This window comes from Nocardia sp. NPDC051030 (genome assembly GCF_040683015.1).
Lineage (GTDB): Bacteria > Actinomycetota > Actinomycetes > Mycobacteriales > Mycobacteriaceae > Nocardia.
In genome coordinates, this window is sequence record NZ_JBFBCD010000006.1 from 409,559 (window position 1) to 425,995 (window position 16,437).

The 16,437-nt window shown below is 66.6% G+C and carries 14 protein-coding genes and 1 riboswitch; of the genes, 4 read left to right on the forward strand and 10 right to left on the reverse strand.

The window, feature by feature from the left end:
• Positions 1–16: 16 nt before the first annotated feature.
• Complete coding sequence (locus AB0N05_RS22610) at positions 17–685, reverse strand: TetR/AcrR family transcriptional regulator (protein ID WP_364697508.1); 669 nt, start codon at positions 683–685, stop codon at positions 17–19.
• A gap of 169 nt (positions 686–854) precedes the next feature.
• Here AB0N05_RS22610 and AB0N05_RS22615 point away from each other — a divergent pair, with 169 nt between their 5' ends.
• Entirely contained in the window at positions 855–2,894 is a 2,040-nt protein-coding gene (locus AB0N05_RS22615; protein WP_364697511.1) for a CocE/NonD family hydrolase, read from the forward strand.
• 214 nt (positions 2,895–3,108) lie between these two features.
• Here the strand turns inward: AB0N05_RS22615 and AB0N05_RS22620 are convergent, their stop codons facing one another.
• The 4 genes from AB0N05_RS22620 to AB0N05_RS22635 form a co-directional block, all read right to left on the reverse strand.
• Positions 3,109–4,566: a nitrilase-related carbon-nitrogen hydrolase gene (locus tag AB0N05_RS22620; protein ID WP_364697514.1), complete on the reverse strand. Its 1,458-nt coding sequence runs from the start codon at positions 4,564–4,566 to the stop codon at positions 3,109–3,111.
• Between the two features lie 155 nt (positions 4,567–4,721).
• On the reverse strand, positions 4,722–5,387 hold the full coding sequence (locus AB0N05_RS22625; protein ID WP_364697517.1) for a response regulator transcription factor: 666 nt from the start codon (positions 5,385–5,387) through the stop codon (positions 4,722–4,724).
• Complete coding sequence (locus AB0N05_RS22630) at positions 5,384–6,592, reverse strand: histidine kinase (protein WP_364697520.1); 1,209 nt, start codon at positions 6,590–6,592, stop codon at positions 5,384–5,386. Before AB0N05_RS22630 ends, AB0N05_RS22625 begins: the two co-directional genes overlap by 4 nt.
• A gap of 176 nt (positions 6,593–6,768) precedes the next feature.
• On the reverse strand, positions 6,769–7,752 hold the full coding sequence (locus AB0N05_RS22635; RefSeq protein WP_364697523.1) for an SDR family NAD(P)-dependent oxidoreductase: 984 nt from the start codon (positions 7,750–7,752) through the stop codon (positions 6,769–6,771).
• A 247-nt stretch (positions 7,753–7,999) separates the two neighbouring features.
• Between AB0N05_RS22635 and AB0N05_RS22640 the strand changes: the two genes are divergently transcribed.
• A complete protein-coding gene (locus tag AB0N05_RS22640; RefSeq protein WP_364697526.1) occupies positions 8,000–11,476 on the forward strand; it encodes an error-prone DNA polymerase in 3,477 nt (1,158 codons plus the stop codon).
• Positions 11,477–11,486: 10 nt separating this feature from the next.
• Positions 11,487–11,741 (forward strand): DUF167 domain-containing protein, encoded by a 255-nt coding sequence (locus tag AB0N05_RS22645; RefSeq protein ID WP_364697529.1) that lies wholly within the window; start codon positions 11,487–11,489, stop codon positions 11,739–11,741.
• A gap of 2 nt (positions 11,742–11,743) precedes the next feature.
• Here AB0N05_RS22645 and AB0N05_RS22650 read toward each other — a convergent pair whose 3' ends face one another.
• The gene (locus AB0N05_RS22650) at positions 11,744–12,361 is read right to left on the reverse strand and encodes a Uma2 family endonuclease (RefSeq protein WP_364697905.1); all 618 of its coding nucleotides are present in this window, start codon (positions 12,359–12,361) and stop codon (positions 11,744–11,746) included.
• A gap of 158 nt (positions 12,362–12,519) precedes the next feature.
• Positions 12,520–12,984, reverse strand: coding sequence for a tRNA (cytidine(34)-2'-O)-methyltransferase (locus AB0N05_RS22655; RefSeq protein WP_364697907.1), 465 nt, complete (start codon positions 12,982–12,984; stop codon positions 12,520–12,522).
• Positions 12,985–13,047: 63 nt separating this feature from the next.
• On the opposite strand from AB0N05_RS22655, the gene AB0N05_RS22660 reads away from it, so the two are divergent.
• Positions 13,048–13,365 (forward strand): DUF3017 domain-containing protein, encoded by a 318-nt coding sequence (locus AB0N05_RS22660; protein WP_364697532.1) that lies wholly within the window; start codon positions 13,048–13,050, stop codon positions 13,363–13,365.
• On the opposite strand, the gene AB0N05_RS22665 is transcribed toward AB0N05_RS22660, so the two are convergent.
• From AB0N05_RS22665 to AB0N05_RS22675, 3 genes are all read right to left on the reverse strand, one after another.
• The gene (locus AB0N05_RS22665) at positions 13,362–13,520 is read right to left on the reverse strand and encodes a hypothetical protein (protein WP_364697535.1); all 159 of its coding nucleotides are present in this window, start codon (positions 13,518–13,520) and stop codon (positions 13,362–13,364) included. The two genes, AB0N05_RS22660 and AB0N05_RS22665, sit on opposite strands and share 4 nt — an antisense overlap.
• 201 nt (positions 13,521–13,721) lie before the next feature.
• Positions 13,722–14,885, reverse strand: coding sequence for a homoserine O-acetyltransferase (locus tag AB0N05_RS22670; protein WP_364697538.1), 1,164 nt, complete (start codon positions 14,883–14,885; stop codon positions 13,722–13,724).
• Positions 14,882–16,231, reverse strand: a complete 1,350-nt coding sequence (locus AB0N05_RS22675) for a bifunctional o-acetylhomoserine/o-acetylserine sulfhydrylase (protein WP_364697541.1) — start codon at positions 16,229–16,231, stop codon at positions 14,882–14,884. Before AB0N05_RS22675 ends, AB0N05_RS22670 begins: the two co-directional genes overlap by 4 nt.
• Before the next feature lie 92 nt (positions 16,232–16,323).
• Positions 16,324–16,434: riboswitch (SAM riboswitch) on the reverse strand.
• Between the last annotated feature and the right edge of the window lie 3 nt (positions 16,435–16,437).

A 16,437-nucleotide genomic window follows, 5' to 3' on the forward strand; every position in this document is an offset into this window, starting at 1 on the left:
GCCGGTGGCTTGCCGCTCAGGTGACTTGATTGGACTCCGGAATGCCGAAGAGGGACAAGGTTATTCGGTAGAGGAGAGGAGTCAGGGTGGGGAGGTCGGCGGGGTGGGAGGAGAGTAGGCGGTCGCGAATTCGGTCGTCTATTCCACCGATGAGGAAGTCGAAAGTTTCGGGTGGGATGTCCGCGGGGATATCGCCTGTGGCGCGGCCGATTTCGAAGGCGGCGCGCATGCGGTCGGCGAAGATTTTTTTGAGGGTGGCGCGCTGGCGGGCTACTCGGGGGCCCGCTGCCAAGGCCTCGATGTGCAGGGCTTTGGCGAATTTGGTGTGCTCGGTGAGGATTTGGAGATATTCCGCGAGAGTGGCGTGGATCAGGTTGCGCCAGTCGGTGCGGGGGGCGGCGGTACCGGCTTTCGCCAGGACGGCGATCACATAGTTGACGGCCTCGTCGTAGGCGGCCGCGAAGCAGTCGTCGCGGTCGCTGAAGAACTGGTAGAAGGTGCGGCGGGAGACGCCCGCATCGGCCACGATGTGGGCCACGGTGGTGGTGGCGTAGCCGCGGTCGGCGACCGATTCCAGCACGCTCCACATCATCCGGTAGCGCTGCGAGTTCTCCACCGTCGAGCGGTCGAGACCGTGCGTGCCGCGGGGCAGCCGGGTGCGATCGACATCGGGGCCGAGACTCATTCGTCGAGGATATCGAGTCGAGGCCGCAGTGGGTCGGGATCGGATCCGGGCCGGAAAGGTCGATACCGGGGCCGGAAATGATTGTGGCGGGCAACATCATTGCGTGTAGAACGTGTCGCCGGTTACAGTCTCGAATCGTTGGGTACGTGAACGTTTCCATGGGGGTCGGATGAAGGTCAGGAATCTTAAGGGGCGCATCACCGCTGCGCTGGCCCTGCTCACCGCGGCGGTCACCGTGGGCGCGCTGGCGACGCCCGCCGCGACCGCCGAACCGGATGCCGGACCGCTCGGTGCGGCCTGGACGAACACCCACGATGCCGCGCCGCAGTATCCCGGTGTGCACATCGATTGGGATGTGCCCATCACCATGAGCGACGGAACAGTGTTGAAGGCCAACGTCTATCGGCCGATGGATGCCCAGGGCCGGATCGTGGACACCCCGCTGCCGACCATCGTGAACCTGACCCCGTACACCAAACTCATGTCGATGATCGCCGATTCGGCGCTCTCGGTCCCGGTGCTGCCGGACATTCTCGAGAACTTCTTGCAGGGCTTCGACCTGTCCGCCTTCGGCTTGGGCGGTCTCACCGAACTCACCAAGGCCCTGCCGGGTGGTGCCGGGCGCGTGTTCACCGCCGACCGCAAGCTGATTCAGAGCGGCTACACGCAGGTCGTCGCCGATGTGCGCGGTACCGGGTTTTCCGAGGGCGTCTGGCAGGTGTTCCAGCAACGCGAACAGCTCGACAATGTCGAGGTGATCGACTGGGCGAGTCGTCAGCCCTGGTCGGACGGCAATGTCGGGATGACGGGCGTCTCCTACTCGGCCATCAACCAGCTGCACGCCGCCGAGCAGCACCCCGCCGCGCTGAAGGCCATCTTCCCTGTCGAACCGGGCAGTGATCTGGTGCGCGATGTGCTCGCCACCGGTGGTGCGCTCGGCTTCGGTTTCATTCCGCCGTGGCTGCTCGGCGTCGACACCCTCAAGCTGATCCCGGATCTCGCCTCGGTCTTCAACGGCACCTTCGACTGGCAGTGGCTGGCCGACCGGGTGCAGAGCCCACTCACGTTCTTCGACTACATCATTCAAGCGCTGACCATCAACAGCGTCCCGGAGATTCCCGACAATCTGAAGAGCCTGCTGGAGACGGACAGTCCCCTGCGCACCGGCTGGCTCGGTCACCCCGACCGGATCCAGGTGCCGACCCTTGTCTACGGCGGCTGGCACGACATCTTCACCTACTCCGAACCGCGCATCTACAACGCGATTCCCTTGCCGCCCGGGCAGAAACAGCTCATCATGGCCGACACTTACCATGCGAATCCGGGCAGCGGCTTCGGTTCGGCGGGTGCACCGCCGCGCCTGGATGTGCTGCAACGCGCCTGGTTCGACAAGTGGCTCAAGGGAATCGACAACGGCATCGACGGCTACGGTCCGGTGACGCTGTTCCAGCAGGGCGGCTCCTGGACGACCGCCGGTGAATTCCCGCGCGCCGAAGCCGATTACCGCCGCCTGTACCTGTCGGCCGCATCCAGCGGGACCACCGGCACCAGCCTGCACGACGGCAGCCTGACCGCCGAACCCGGCGACGCCGCCCGGCTCACCGTCGGACCCGGCATCATGAGCCTGTGCTCACGGGATTCCGCGCAGATCACCGCGGGCATCACCGCCATCCTGGACGCGTGCGCCAAGGATGCCCGCCCGATGGAACTCAATGGCCTGACCTTCACCGGCGCACCGGTTTCCGAGCCGACCCTCATCTCCGGCCCGGTCAACCTGCACCTGAACACGGTGCTCGACGCGACCGACGGATACTGGTCCGCCACGCTCAATGATGTTGCCCCCGACGGCAAGTCCACCGTCCTCACCTCCGGCCAGCTGACCGCCTCACTGCGAAAAGTGGACGAAGCCAAGGCAACCCGCTCCGCCAACGGCGACTACACCGACCCCTACCCCTACCTGACCCTGGACACCCGCGAGCCCCTGATCCCCGGCCAGCCCACCCAACTGGACCTGGGCCTGACCGCCACCGACGCGGTCCTGCAACCCGGTCACCGCCTCCGCATAGACGTCTTCGCCTTCAACTTCCCCCGCGGACTCCCGCTACGACCACTCCTCAATGAAAGCGGATTGCACCAGCAGCACATCGAACTCGACCCGAGCGCCCCGAGCTGGATCAATATCCCGATCGGCGGCAACCCCGGCTGGTAAGACCGCCACGAGCCAACCATCGAGAACGCCGCCCCCGGAATCATTTCCGGGGGCGGCGGCAGGTTGGACGGCAGGCTGAACGGCCAATGGCCTCCGGTGCCTAGACCCCGTAGCAACGCGAGCCGAGAGCCCGAAAAGTGGGTGAAGCCGATCGAGCCCAGCGACGCTGTCGAATCCGCAGTGGGCCTGACACTTTCGGCGACTTGGGCGGTCGTCATCTCGGTTCGATGACCTGTGCGCGTCGGGCCGGGTTGTCGAATGCTGGTGTCGCGCTGCGGGTGTGGATGGCGCTATAGATCGCGATGGCGAACAGTAGGGCCGCTGCGCCCGCGAACCAGTCGCCGAAGCGGGCGTAGATGGTGGGGGTGGCGGGTTGGGGGAGGGCGGCGAGGATGGTTCGGGTTCGGTCGATGTCGGTGGGGGTGGAGGCGAGGATTCGACCGTGGGCATCGCTGAGGACGAGGTCGCCCAGTTGGGCGGGGCGGGCTATGGCCAGGCCGGATTCGACGCCGCGCAGGACGGCCATGCGGCTGTGCCGCCAGCGGTCTTCGCGGAAGTCGAGGGCGGGGACCAGGAGCAGGGTCGCGCCTTCGGTTCTGTTGGTGCGCACCAGGTCCGGGTAGTCCAGGTCGTAGCAGACGGCCAGGGCCCAGGGGGTGCCGGGCACCTGTTTCGATTCGGTGCCCGGGGTCAGGTCCGATTCCAGGCCGGGGACCAGATGGTGTTTGGCGTAGACGGTTCCGGAGGGGAAGTCGATGGCGGCATTGATGCTGGTGTCGCCCCGGGCCAGGACCAGGCCCGCGATCACGTGCAGGTTCCGGCGATTCGCCACCTCGGTGAGTGGGCCGGACAGGATGGGCAGGGTGGATTCGGTTGCACTCCAGGACTTCTCGGGCAAGACCACGATTCGTGCGCCACGGTCGGCGAGCCGGTCGATCTCGGTCACGGTCCGGGTGATCATGTCGCGCCCATCGGCGGAATCGACCGGGACGAAATCCTCGGGCTGGGATACCGCGACCAGACCCACGATCACCGGATCGCGGCCCGCGGGGGTGGACAGCTGCCAGACGCCATAACCCAGGACGGCGAGCAGCACCGTGGATGCGGCCGCCGCACAACGGATTCGAGCGGCGCGGGGCGCGGTGGTGTCGAGCAGCACCGCCAGCACCGCCGGGATCAGCATGATCAGGAATGAGATTCCCAGCCACCCGGTCAGCGCGGCCACCTGGATGACCGGCAGCACGCCCGCCTGTGTGTAGGCCACGCTCCACCACGCGCCGATCAGCCCGGTCAGGGAGATCAGGTATTCCATCAGGACCCAGCCCGCGGGCAGTGCGAGCATGGCCGCGCCGGGGCGGCCGCGGCGGATCAGCGTGCGAGTCAGCACGATCAGCCCGGCATAGCTGAGGCTGTTGACGCCGAGCAGCAGGATCGTCGGCAGCGGCGGCTGTTCGAGCGTGGTGCCGAAATAGGAGATGAAGGGGTACGCGCCGCCCAGCCAGGACACGACCGCGGCGGCGAACGCCATCCGGGCCGAAACCCGGGGCGCGAGTAGCAGAATCGGGAGCGGGGCCAGGGCCACGAATCCGGGATGCGGGTGCAGGCCGGTGCCGAGCAGCCACAACACCGCCGAAAGCACTACCGCGGCGACCGGCAGGAGAAGACGTTTCACGATATGAATGCTGGTCCGCCGGGCCTTCACGCACATCGCCGACAGGAGTGAACCAGGGCTGGTCCCTGCGGGTGATCCGGCCGCGGCTCTCTGCGGGCGCGCTTGTTCCCGGTCCGTGCGGGTGACGCCCTCGTCGGGCCTTCTCACCGGCCTGTTCAGGGGTGGTCTCGGCCCGGCACCACCAGTCCGGCCTCGTACGCGAACACCACGGCCTGCACCCGATCTCGCAGCGACAGTTTGGAAAGCAGTGCGCTGACATGGGTTTTCACGGTGTGCTCGCTGACGATCAGAGCCTCCGCGATCTCCGCGTTCGACTGCCCGCGCGCCAGTTCACGCAGGGTGTCGCGTTCGCGGTCGGTCAATTCGCTCAAACGGTTCGCCAGCTCCGGGCGCGGATGGCCGTGCCCCGACAGTTGGGCGATCAAACGCCGGGTGATCGTGGGTGCCAGCAGCGCTTCACCGTCGGCCACCACCCGGACCGCCGCCACCAGTTCATCGCGCCGGGCATCCTTGAGCAGGAATCCGCTCGCACCGGCACGCAGCGCGGCGTAGACGTATTCGTCCGCGTCGAACATGGTCAGTACCAGTACTTTCGCGGGCGTGCGGGCGCAGATGCGGGCGGTGGCGGCGACGCCGTCCAAGCGCGGCATGCGAATATCCATCACCACCACGTCGGGCGACAAGGCCTCGGCCTTCTCGACGGCTTCGATGCCATCGGCGGCCTCACCCACGACGGTGATATCGGATTCCGCGGCGAGGATCATGCCGAATCCACCGCGGAACAGCTCCTGATCATCGACTACGAGCACCCGCACGCTCACACCTCCCTGGCGATGGGCAGTTCCGCGACAACGGTGAAGCCAGCCCCGGATCCATTGGTGCGCAACACTCCACCGCACGCTTCGACGCGCTCGCGCATGCCGATCAGTCCGGTGCCGGTCGGCTCGAGGCGTGGGCCGGTCGGCTCGATGCCGATGCGGTCGGTGCTGGTTCCCGTGCGGCTGGTTCCCGGCCGGGCTGCGCCATCATCGGCAACGCGAACCGTCAATTGTGTTGTGGACCAGTCCAATACGACCTCTACATGCTCGGCCCGCGCATGCTCGAGCGTATTGGTGAGCGCCTGCTGCACCACACGATAGGCGGCGACCCCGACCTCGCCGGAAACTGGTCTGCTGTCACCCTTCTCGATGAATGTCGCCGCCACACCCCCGCGTCGGCACATGTCCACCAGATCGGGGATCGTCGCGAGACCGGGCTGATGCCGAGCCTTGTCCTGCCCATCACGCAGGCTGGCGAGGCTGAGCCGCAATTCGTGTACCGCGCTGCGCCCGGTATCCGCGATCCCCGCGAAGGTGGCGTCCGCGCGATCCGGATCGGTGTGCGTGAACAGTGGCCCGGTCTCTGCCTGCACGATCATCAAACCCACTGCGTGCGTGACGATATCGTGCACATCCCGGGCAATCGACACTCGTTCCCGCGCCACCGCCGCGACCCGCTCCTCATCCACCCGCAAGGCCCGCTCCCGCAATAACTCGATCTGCGCATGCCGAGCCCGCACCCCCGTCCCCAGCGTCCACGCCGTCAAGAACGACAGCGCCGCATACCCGTACGACTCCACCGGTTCCCCCGGCAATATCAATGACACGAGAATCCCCAGCCCCCCGGCCACGACCGAGATCCGTCGCACAATCGCCCCGCTGTAAGCGGCAATTGTGTACGAGCACACCACGGTCCCATAAGGCAGCACCGGCAGCGCATGCGCACAGGCCAGCCCGATGACCCCCGCCCCGACCACCCCTCCCGCCACCAACGGCTCCCGCCTCCGCCACAGCAACGGCACCGAGCCCAGCACTCCCAGCCCGATCACCCACCAGCCCCGCCTTTCCGCCACTTGCGGCCCCACCGTAGCCACCGTCACCAACACCGTGACAACAACATCCGCCACCCACCCCGGCAGCCCCCGAACCCAAGCCGCCACCACCCCTTCCCCACTCCAGGGAACGACAGCGTCATCACGAATACTCATAGCCCCCCGAGTCTCCCTGGTCCCGTCCCGCCCCGCCTCCCACGCCAGGACGATCCCCATCTCATCCGTGAGAGCGAGTTATCAAGATCAGGGAGCTCTGGTGGCGGGAATTTGTCCAATTCCCCGCCACCAGAGCTCCCTGATCTTGTTCGGGTGCGGTGTTGCTTGGGTGGGGATTACCAGTGGGTGCCGGGGACGAGGCGGGCGGCGCGGCGGAGGGCGGTGCCGGTTACTCGGAGGGCGGGTGGGACGGGGCGGCGACGGCGTTGGGGGACAACGATTTCGACGTCGGTGGTTTCATCGGTGACTGTTTCGCCCTTGGCGGCGGCGGAGTCGGGGATGGCGCGGTAGTAGCGGTGCAGGACGCGCTCCTTGATGGAGGGGGCTACCAGGTTGCCGTATTCGGCGAGGGTGCCGAGGGGGACGTCGATGCGGCGGGGGCGTTCGCTGAGGGCTCGGACGATGAGGGCCGCTGCCCATTCGGCGGATTGGGTGGAGGTGCCCTGGTCGCCGCTGGGGGCGATCATGGGGGTGCGGACCAGGGGCATGTGGATGGTGGTGAAAGTGACGTTGTCGGCGAGCATTTCGGCGGCGGTCACTTCGGCGAACTTGTCGAGGGCGGCCTTGCTGGCCAGGTAGGCGGCGAAACGGGGGGTGGCCACCTGGACTCCGGCGCTCGAAATGTTCACGATGTGACCGTCTTTGCGCTCGCGCATCTGCGGGAGCAGGGCGAGGGTCATGCGGACCGCGCCGAAGTAGTTGACCGCCATGGTGCGCTCGAAGTCGTGCATGCGGTCGGTGGAGCGGTGCACGGCGCGGCGGATGGAGCGGCCCGCATTATTGACCAGCATGTCGACATGCCCGTGATCGGACAGGATGAGCGTGATCGCACGGTCCACGGATTCGGCGTCGGTGACATCGCACTGGTAGGCGTAAGCCGTGCCGCCGTCGGCATTGATCTTCTCGACCACGGTGGCGAGCTCATCGCCGCGGCGGGCGAGCAGGATGACGACCGCGCCCTTCTCGGCGACGGCGTGCGCGGCGGCCAGGCCGATGCCGGAGGAAGCGCCGGTGATCAGGACGTGCTTACCGGTCAGGTCGCGCCGGGCACGCCGGCGGGCCAGGTAACCGGAGCCATTGGTGGCGGACAGATCGGTCATCGCTGCTCCCTTGCGGATCGAATTGCCTAGAACTTACTTCAAAGTAAGTTCCGCTGCCAGGGTGACCCACCAGACACTCGAATTGCCTCCGGACTTCGCCCTCGAATGGCGGCAAAGCGCGGTGCTGATGTGCCTCTCGAGCCCCCTGGGGTTTCTGGGTTCGGCTTCGGCGGGTCCTTGTAGAGACCGCTCGGTTTCGAATGTATGTTCGATACCCGAAGGTTGCTGCGGAGAGGAGGTACGCGTCATGGGCTGGCACCACGGTCCACCGTCATGGGCGGAAATGGAACGCGTGCTGTCCGGGCGGCCGAGCGCGGAACGCGCCTACCCCGAAGGCGACGGCGGCGACAGTCCGGCCTGGTCACGCAAGCGAGGGAAATATCAGGCCGGGGCGCTCGAGCGCGCCGCGGCGGCGGTGCCGTACGCGGAACTGCACACCCACTCGGCCTACAGCTTCCTCGACGGCGCGAGCCAGCCCGAGGAACTCGTCGAGGAGGCGGTGCGGCTCGGACTGGAAGCCCTCGCCCTCACCGACCACGACGGGTTCTACGGCGTGGTGCGATTCGCGGAGGCCGCCCGCGAATGGGGCATGCCAACCATCTTCGGCGCGGAACTCTCGATCGGCACCGCGGCCCGGGCGGGCGCGCACCTCCAGCCGCGCGGAATCCGGCGAGGCCGTGGCGGCGAACCCCGCTCCGGACAGCGGGCCGCCCAAACGCAGGCGGGTATCGCGGAAGGCGGGGAGCATGGCGAATTCGATACGCAGGGTAGAGAACTCGACGTGCGGAGTAGGGGTGGCCGCACCGGTGCCTCGGCGGGGACCGACTCCGCACCGCGCACCGGCGCGCCCGACCCGGCCGGACCGCATCTGCTGGTGCTGGCGCGCGGGCAGGAAGGGTATCGCAGGCTGTCCCGGGAGATCGCCGCCGCGCATATGGCGGCGGGGGAGAAGGGGATTCTGCGCTACGACCTGGACCGGCTCACCGAGGCGGCGGGCGGGCACTGGCATGTGCTCACCGGCTGCCGTAAGGGCACGGTGCGGCAAGCCCTCGAACAGAGTGACGCGGCGGCGGAGGCGGCACTGCGAGATCTGGTGGAGCGCTTCGGGAATGAGCATGTGAGCGTGGAACTCACTCACCACGGCATTCCCGAGGATGATGAGCGCAATGCCCGGCTCATCGCACTGGCCGACCGGGTCGGATTGCCCGTACTCGCCACCACCGGAGCGCATTTCGCCGCACCGCCGCAGCGGCAGCGGGCCATGGCGCTCGCCGCTATTCGGGCCCGGCAGAGCCTGGATGAGATGGCGGGGTGGCTGGCTCCCACCGGCGGCGCGCATCTGCGATCCGGGGCGGAGATGGCGCGACTGTTCGCGGAGTGCCCGCGCGCGGTGGCGAATGCCGTTGCACTGGCCCGGGAATGCGCATTCGACCTGCGTTTGATCGCACCGCAGCTGCCGCCGTTCGACGTGCCGGACGGGCATGACGAGAACTCGTGGCTGCGGGAACTCACCATGGAGGGCGCGGCCCGCCGCTATGGCCCGCGCGCCGGTAATGAGAAGGCGTACCGGCAGCTCGAGCACGAACTGGAGGTGATCGCGCGGCTCGGCTTCCCGGGCTACTTCCTGGTGGTGCACGACATCGTGAGCTTCTGCCGTGACAGCGACATCCTGTGCCAGGGAAGAGGTTCCGCCGCCAACTCGGCCGTCTGCTACGCCATCGGCATCACCAATGTGGATCCGGTCGCCAATAAGCTGCTCTTCGAGCGGTTCCTGTCGCCGGAGCGCGACGGCCCGCCCGATATCGACGTGGATATCGAATCCGATCGCCGCGAGGAGGCGATCCAGCACGTCTACGCCAAATACGGACGCGAGTACGCGGCACAGGTGGCCAATGTGATCACCTATCGCGGTCGCTCCGCCGTGCGGGATGCCGCACGCGCCCTGGGGTTTTCACCCGGTCAACAGGATGCCTGGAGCAAACAGGTGAGCCGCTGGACCGGAGTTTCCAAGGAGGAGCACACCGATATCCCGGCGGACGTGCTGTCCCTGGCCGGTGAATTGGAGGGCCTGCCAAGACATCTCGGCATTCACTCCGGCGGCATGGTGATCTGCGACCGGCCCATTGCCGATGTCTGCCCCACCGAATGGGCGCGCATGGCCGGACGCAGCGTCCTGCAATGGGACAAGGATGATTGCGCCGCAGCGGGATTGGTGAAATTCGATCTGCTCGGGCTGGGCATGCTGTCGGCGCTGCACTACATGATCGACCTGGTGCGCGAGCACAAATCGGAGACCGTCGAACTGCATCGCCTGGATCTCACCGAAGCCGCCGTATACGACATGCTGTGCCGCGCCGACTCGGTGGGCGTATTCCAGGTGGAATCGCGGGCGCAGATGGCGACCCTGCCGCGTCTGAAGCCACGCAACTTCTATGACCTGGTGGTGGAGGTGGCGCTCATTCGGCCCGGCCCGATTCAGGGCGGATCCGTGCACCCCTACATTCGCCGCCGCAATGGGAGGGAGAAGGTCGAATACGACCATCCCGCACTGGAGAATTCCCTCGAACGCACCCTCGGCATCCCGCTGTTCCAGGAGCAGCTCATGCAAATGGCCGTGGATATCGCCGGATTCACCGCCACCGAAGCCGATCAGCTGCGCCGCGCCATGGGCTCCAAACGTTCCACCGAGAAGATGGAACTCCTCCGCGAACGCTTCTACCAGGGCATGCGTGACCTGCACGGCATTACCGGCGAGATCGCCGACCGCATCTACGAGAAGGTGTACGCCTTCGCGAATTTCGGTTTCCCGGAAAGCCATTCGCAGAGTTTCGCCTCCCTGGTCTTCTACTCGTCCTGGTTCAAACTGCACCACCCGGCTGCCTTCTGCGCCGGACTGCTGCGCGCCCAGCCGATGGGCTTCTACTCCCCGCAGTCCCTGGTCGCCGACGCCCGCAGGCACGGCGTCACCGTGCACGGCCCCGATATCAACCACAGCCTGGCCGAGGCCACCCTGGAAGCGAAGGGCATGCAGGTCCGCCTGGGTCTGGCCGCCGTCCGTCACATCGGCACCGAACTGGCCGAGCAGATCGTCACCGCCCGCATGCCCGGCCCCTATACTTCATTCCTGGATCTCACCGGCCGCGTGGAATTGACTGTCCCGCAAGCGGAATCGCTGGCCACCGCCGGTGCCCTCGGCAGCCTCGGCATCACCCGCCGCCAAGCCCTCTGGGCCGCCGGAGCCGCTGCAGGCGAACGCCCCGACCGCCTCCCCGGCACCGGTGCGGCCACCGACGCCCCCGCCCTCCCCGGCATGAGCAAACTCGAACTGGCGGCAGCGGACGTCTGGGCCACCGGCGTCACCCCCGACAGCTACCCCACCGAATTCCTCCGCCCCCGCCTGGATGCCCTCGGCGTAATCCCCGCCGCCCACCTCCTCGGAATCCGCGACGGCACAAGAGTTCTCGTAGGCGGTGCGGTAACCCACCGCCAACGCCCCGCCACCGCAGGCGGCGTCACCTTCCTCAACCTGGAAGACGAAACCGGCATGATCAATGTCGTCTGCTCGGTAGGCCTCTGGGCCCGCTACCGCCGCCTCGCCCAATCCGCCCCCGCCCTCCTCATCCGAGGCCGAGTCCAAAACGCCGAAGGCGCAGTCACCGTAGTAGCCGAACACCTCCAACGCCTCGACCTCCGAATAGAGGCCCGCTCCCGAGACTTCCGATGACCCCGGGACAATGTTCCCGACGAGAAGGGAGCAGCGCGTGACCGTAGTCCGGGCAACGATCAAGCCGAACAGCAAGAAGGGTCCACTCGTCGAAACCCTCGAAGACGGCACCCTCCAGCTCTACGTCCGCGCCCCCGCCGTAGAAGGCAAAGCCAACAAGGCAGCCTGCGAACTCCTCGCCGACCACTATGGCGTCCCCAAATCCGCCGTCCGCGTCACCGCCGGAGCCACCTCCCGCTTCAAACGCTTCGAGATCGACGACTGATTTCAGTACTCGAGTTCAGCCCATGGAATACGAATCGAGAACGGAAAGTCGAACTCGACGCCATCGGTTTCTGCGGGCGACCACTCACCTGCGAGAACGTAATTGGCGGGGCGTAGTGGGCGCACTCCCTCGACCAAGTGACCACGTTCGAGTTCGAGCGCGAGCGCGTACGCTCTGATGGTCGATATGGCGGGTCCGTTCAGATCCAGACGAGCTTCCCAGTACCACGGAATCCCAGCGCTCGCGTAGCGGTTCTTCTTCGCTTCCATATCGGGCTCCGTGTTGGAGGGTGACAGCACCTCACCAACCAGGAGGACATCGGTGGCGCGAATGTCTTGAAGCGTAGACGGAAGACATTGAAACACCAGGAAATCCGGCGTCATAAAGTCGGACTTTCCGCTTTGTCCGAAGAAGACGTTGTTCTCGGCATCCACCTGCCAGCACAGCTCTGTACGCTCTGCCATCGACTTTTGCGCGCAACGCTCCAATGCGTTGGCCAGTCGGCGCATGAACCTCTGGTGCGGGGAGGGGCCCCGCCGAACCCAGACCACCCGGCCGTTCCATAGCTCGATCTGCTCCGCGATCTCTTCCGGAAGTCGTTCGAGTTCCTCCCAAGACATGTACTCCGGGAGTTCGGGCCGTTCGATGTGTGGAATGGACACGTCATCAGGGTATTTCCCCATGTCCGCAGCCTCCTGAGTTTGCGCAGCAAGGACGGTTTCGTCCGGATTTCTCATGCGCCTTGTGTCAGTAGACCTCTCGAACGGCTGCCTGTCACCTATACCGCGCCGGGGAAGCCCAACTGCCGCCAGGCTTCGTAGACGGAGACTGCGGCGGCGTTGGAGAGGTTCATGGAGCGGCGGCCGGGGAGCATGGGGATGCGGAGGCGGTCCGTTACCCGGGGGTCGGCGAGAACCGCTTCCGGAAGGCCGGTGGGTTCGGGGCCGAAGAGGAAGACGTCGCCCTTGCGGTAGGCGATGTCGGTGTTGCGGGTGGTGGCGGCCGCGGTGAAGGCGAAGACTCGCTCGGGCTGGATGGAATCCCAGGCGGCGGAGAGATTCTCGTGCACGGTGACCGAGGCCAGGTCGTGGTAGTCCAACCCGGCCCGGCGTAGCTTCGGCTCGGATAGGTCGAAGCCGAGGGGTTCGATCAGATGGAGTTCGCAGCCGGTACCGGCGGCGAGCCGGATGGCGTTGCCGGTATTGGGCGGGATGCGCGGTTCGAAGAACACCAGATGGAACACGCGGTCCAGCATCTCAGAACAAGAGAACCGTACTGTTCGTGACCCGGCCGTTAGACTCGGCGCGTGAGTCCAGCCCATGCCGCGCCCGAGAGCCGCACCAGTCGCTCCGGAGCGTTCTTCCGGGAGAATCTGCCGATTGTGCTGGTCGCCGTGGTGATGGTGGTGGCGGTGGTGTTCCTGGCGTGGGATCGGTGGCGGCGGGGGACGTTCTTCTTCGGGGGTGCGACATTGCTGGCGGCAGCATTGCGGATGCTGCTGCCGACAGATCGGGCCGGATTGCTGGCGGTTCGGGGTAAGACTTTCGACGTGGTCTGGCTGACCGTGCTCGGGGTCGCGATCATTGCGCTGGCCGCGACCATCAGCAGCCTCGGCGTGACCTAGACCGTCAGGCGACGCCCGAGTTCGCGGCGTAAGACCTCCTGGTCGGGGAGGCGTTCGAGTACGCGCAGCACGGCGGGACGGAGTTCGCGCTGCTCTTCCGGGGATAGTAGGTCGACCAGATCGCGAAGATCCATGTCATCGAATGCGGACGTCATGGTGCACACATTACGGTCGGGAAACGCGAAGCACACGGATTCCGGGGCCACCGTTACGGAGGTGTCATCGGAACGAAATCAGCAGCGGGTCAGGGTATTTCGGACGAAACAGGCCCGACATGCGACGGTGTGTAACCTGGCTCGGCGGATCTCCGTCCATGGTCCGGACGGACATCCGCCGAAGTTCCGAGCGGCCGCCCGTCAGCGCCGGGCGGCACGCACCGCGCGAGCCAGTTCCATCGTCTCGACCATGAGTTTGCCGACCGCTTCGGTCTCGGTGAGGAAGCCGTCGTGGCCGTCGCGCGAGCGGACGATCTCGAGGCCCTTACAACCGGGCAGCAATTCGGCCAGCTCGGCCTGCGTGCGCAGCGGGTACAGCCGATCGGAGTCGACGCCGCCGATCACACAGGGCACCGGCGTGGCCGCGAGGGCCGCCTCGACGCCGCCGCGTCCGCGACCCACGTCATGCCGGTTCATGGCCTCGGTGAGTAGGACGTAGGTGGCCGGGTCGAAACGCGAACAAAGCTTGTCCGCCTGATACTCCAGATAGGACTGCACCGCGTAACGGCCGCCCTCCCACGGGTTCTCATCGCCCTGCCCGTGATTCTCGAACCGATGGTCGAGCTCGAATTCGGTGCGATAGGTCAGGTGCGCGATCCGCCGGGCAATGCCCATGCCGGTCATCGGCGCGCGGCCGGTGCCGTGATAGTTGCCGCCCTGCCAGTCCGGATCGGACTGGATGGCGGCGATCTGGGTGGTCTGGGTGCCGATCTGATCGGCGGTCGCGCGTGCGCCGACGGCGAGCACCAGGGCCGCGCCGACGCGTTCGGGATGGCCGACCATCCATTCCAGGACCCGCATGCCGCCCATGGAGCCGCCCACGACGGCGGTCAGGCGGTCGATGCCGAGCAGATCGAACAACTTGGCCTCGGCCGTCACCTGGTCCCGGATGGAGATCTCGGGAAACCGTGTGCCCCAAGCCTTTCCATCCGCCGCCAGCGACGAGGGCCCGGTGCTGCCCTTGCAGCCGCCGAGCACGTTCGTGGCGATCACGCACCATTCGCGGGTGTCGATGGCCGCGCCCTCACCGACAATGCCGTCCCACCAGCCGGGCTGGGGGTGATGCACGTCCGCGGCACCGACCACATGCGAGTCACCGGTCAGCGCATGCTCGACCAGCACCACATTGTCGGCGTTCGCGGAGAGTTCGCCCCACCGCTGCACGGCGAGCGTGACGTCCGGGATGACCGCGCCGTTCTCCAGCCGCACGGCCCCGATGGAAATGCTGCCGAGCGTCCCGTCCGGCGGCGGAAGCAGGACTTCCGCGGCCGGACGGGAGGTGCTCGATTCGATGTTCACGGTCAACTTGCCGCCGCCGTCAGTCCGGAGCGCAGATCGGCCAGAATGTCGTCGATGCCCTCGATACCGACGGCCAAACGCACGAGACCAGGCGTGACACCGGAAGCGAGCTGTTCTTCCGGGGTCAGCTGGGAATGCGTGGTGGAGGCCGGGTGGATGACGAGCGAGCGCACATCCCCGATGTTAGCGACATGGCTGTGCAGCACCAGTGCGTCCACGAACTTCTTGCCCGCATCGACACCGCCGGCCAGTTCGAAGGACACGATCGCGCCGACACCCTTGGGAGCCAGTTGTTTGCCACGCTCGAACCAGGGCGAGCCCGGGAGCCCGGCGTAGAACACCGATTCGACGCCCGGCTGCTCGCTCAGGAACTCCGCGACCGCCTGCGCGTTCGCCACGTGCCGCTCGATCCGCAGGCTCAGCGTCTCGATGCCCTGGCTGATCAGGAAGGCATTGAACGGCGAGACGGCCGCACCCAGATCGCGCAGCAGCTGCACGCGCGCCTTGAGCGCATACGCGGGCGCGCCCAGATCGGCGAACACCACACCGTGGTAGCTGGGATCCGCGGTGGTGAAGCCCGGGAACCGCGACTTGCCGTCGGCGTCGGTGACGGTCCAATCGAACGCGCCGCCATCCACGATCACGCCCGCGACCGCCGAACCGTGCCCGCCCAGATACTTGGTCGCCGAATGCACGACGATGTCCGCACCCTGCTTCAGCGGCTGGATCAGGTATGGGGTGGCGACCGTGTTGTCCACGATCAGCGGCACGCCCGCCGCATGCGCGACACCCGAGATGCCCGGGATATCCAGCACCGAGCTGCTCGGATTGGCGATCGTCTCACCGTAGAAAGCCTTGGTATTCGGCCGGATAGCCGCCTGCCACTGCGCCAGATCGTCCGGATCCTCGACGAAACTGACCTCGATACCCAGCTTGGGCAGCGAGTAGTGGAAGAGGTTGTAGGTGCCGCCGTACAGGTGCGGGCTGGAGACGATGTGATCCCCGGCCTCGGCCAGATTCAGGATGGCGTAGGTTTCCGCGGCCTGCCCGGAGGCCAGCAGCAGTGCGGCCACACCGCCTTCGAGCGCGGCGATGCGCTGCTCCACCACGTCCTGGGTGGGGTTCATGATGCGGGTGTAGATATTGCCCGGCTCGGCGAGTCCGAAGAGCGCGGCGGCGTGATCGGTGTCGCGGAACGCGTACGACGTGGTCTGGTAGATGGGCAGGGCGCGGGCGCCGGTGCCGGCATCGGGGGACTGTCCGGCGTGAATCTGCAAGGTCTCGAAAGACCAGGCGGCCGGATCGATTTCCCCACTCGCCGGGGTTGCGGCGGGCGCGGTCGAGTCACTCATGTCGTGCTCCAAGAAAAGGTCGCCGATAGGCGGAATTTGAGGTTATCTGAAGGCGAATAGGCTTCGACAACAACACATTTCGGTGGCCTCCTACAGTGCGCTTGCGCTCGTCCTTCGAGCGCCCGGTCCTCACCCGGAGCACCCCACCGCAGCTGGAGGGTTGCCGATCAGCGAGCCGGGGCTTATCGCTGATGCTCTTGACCTGT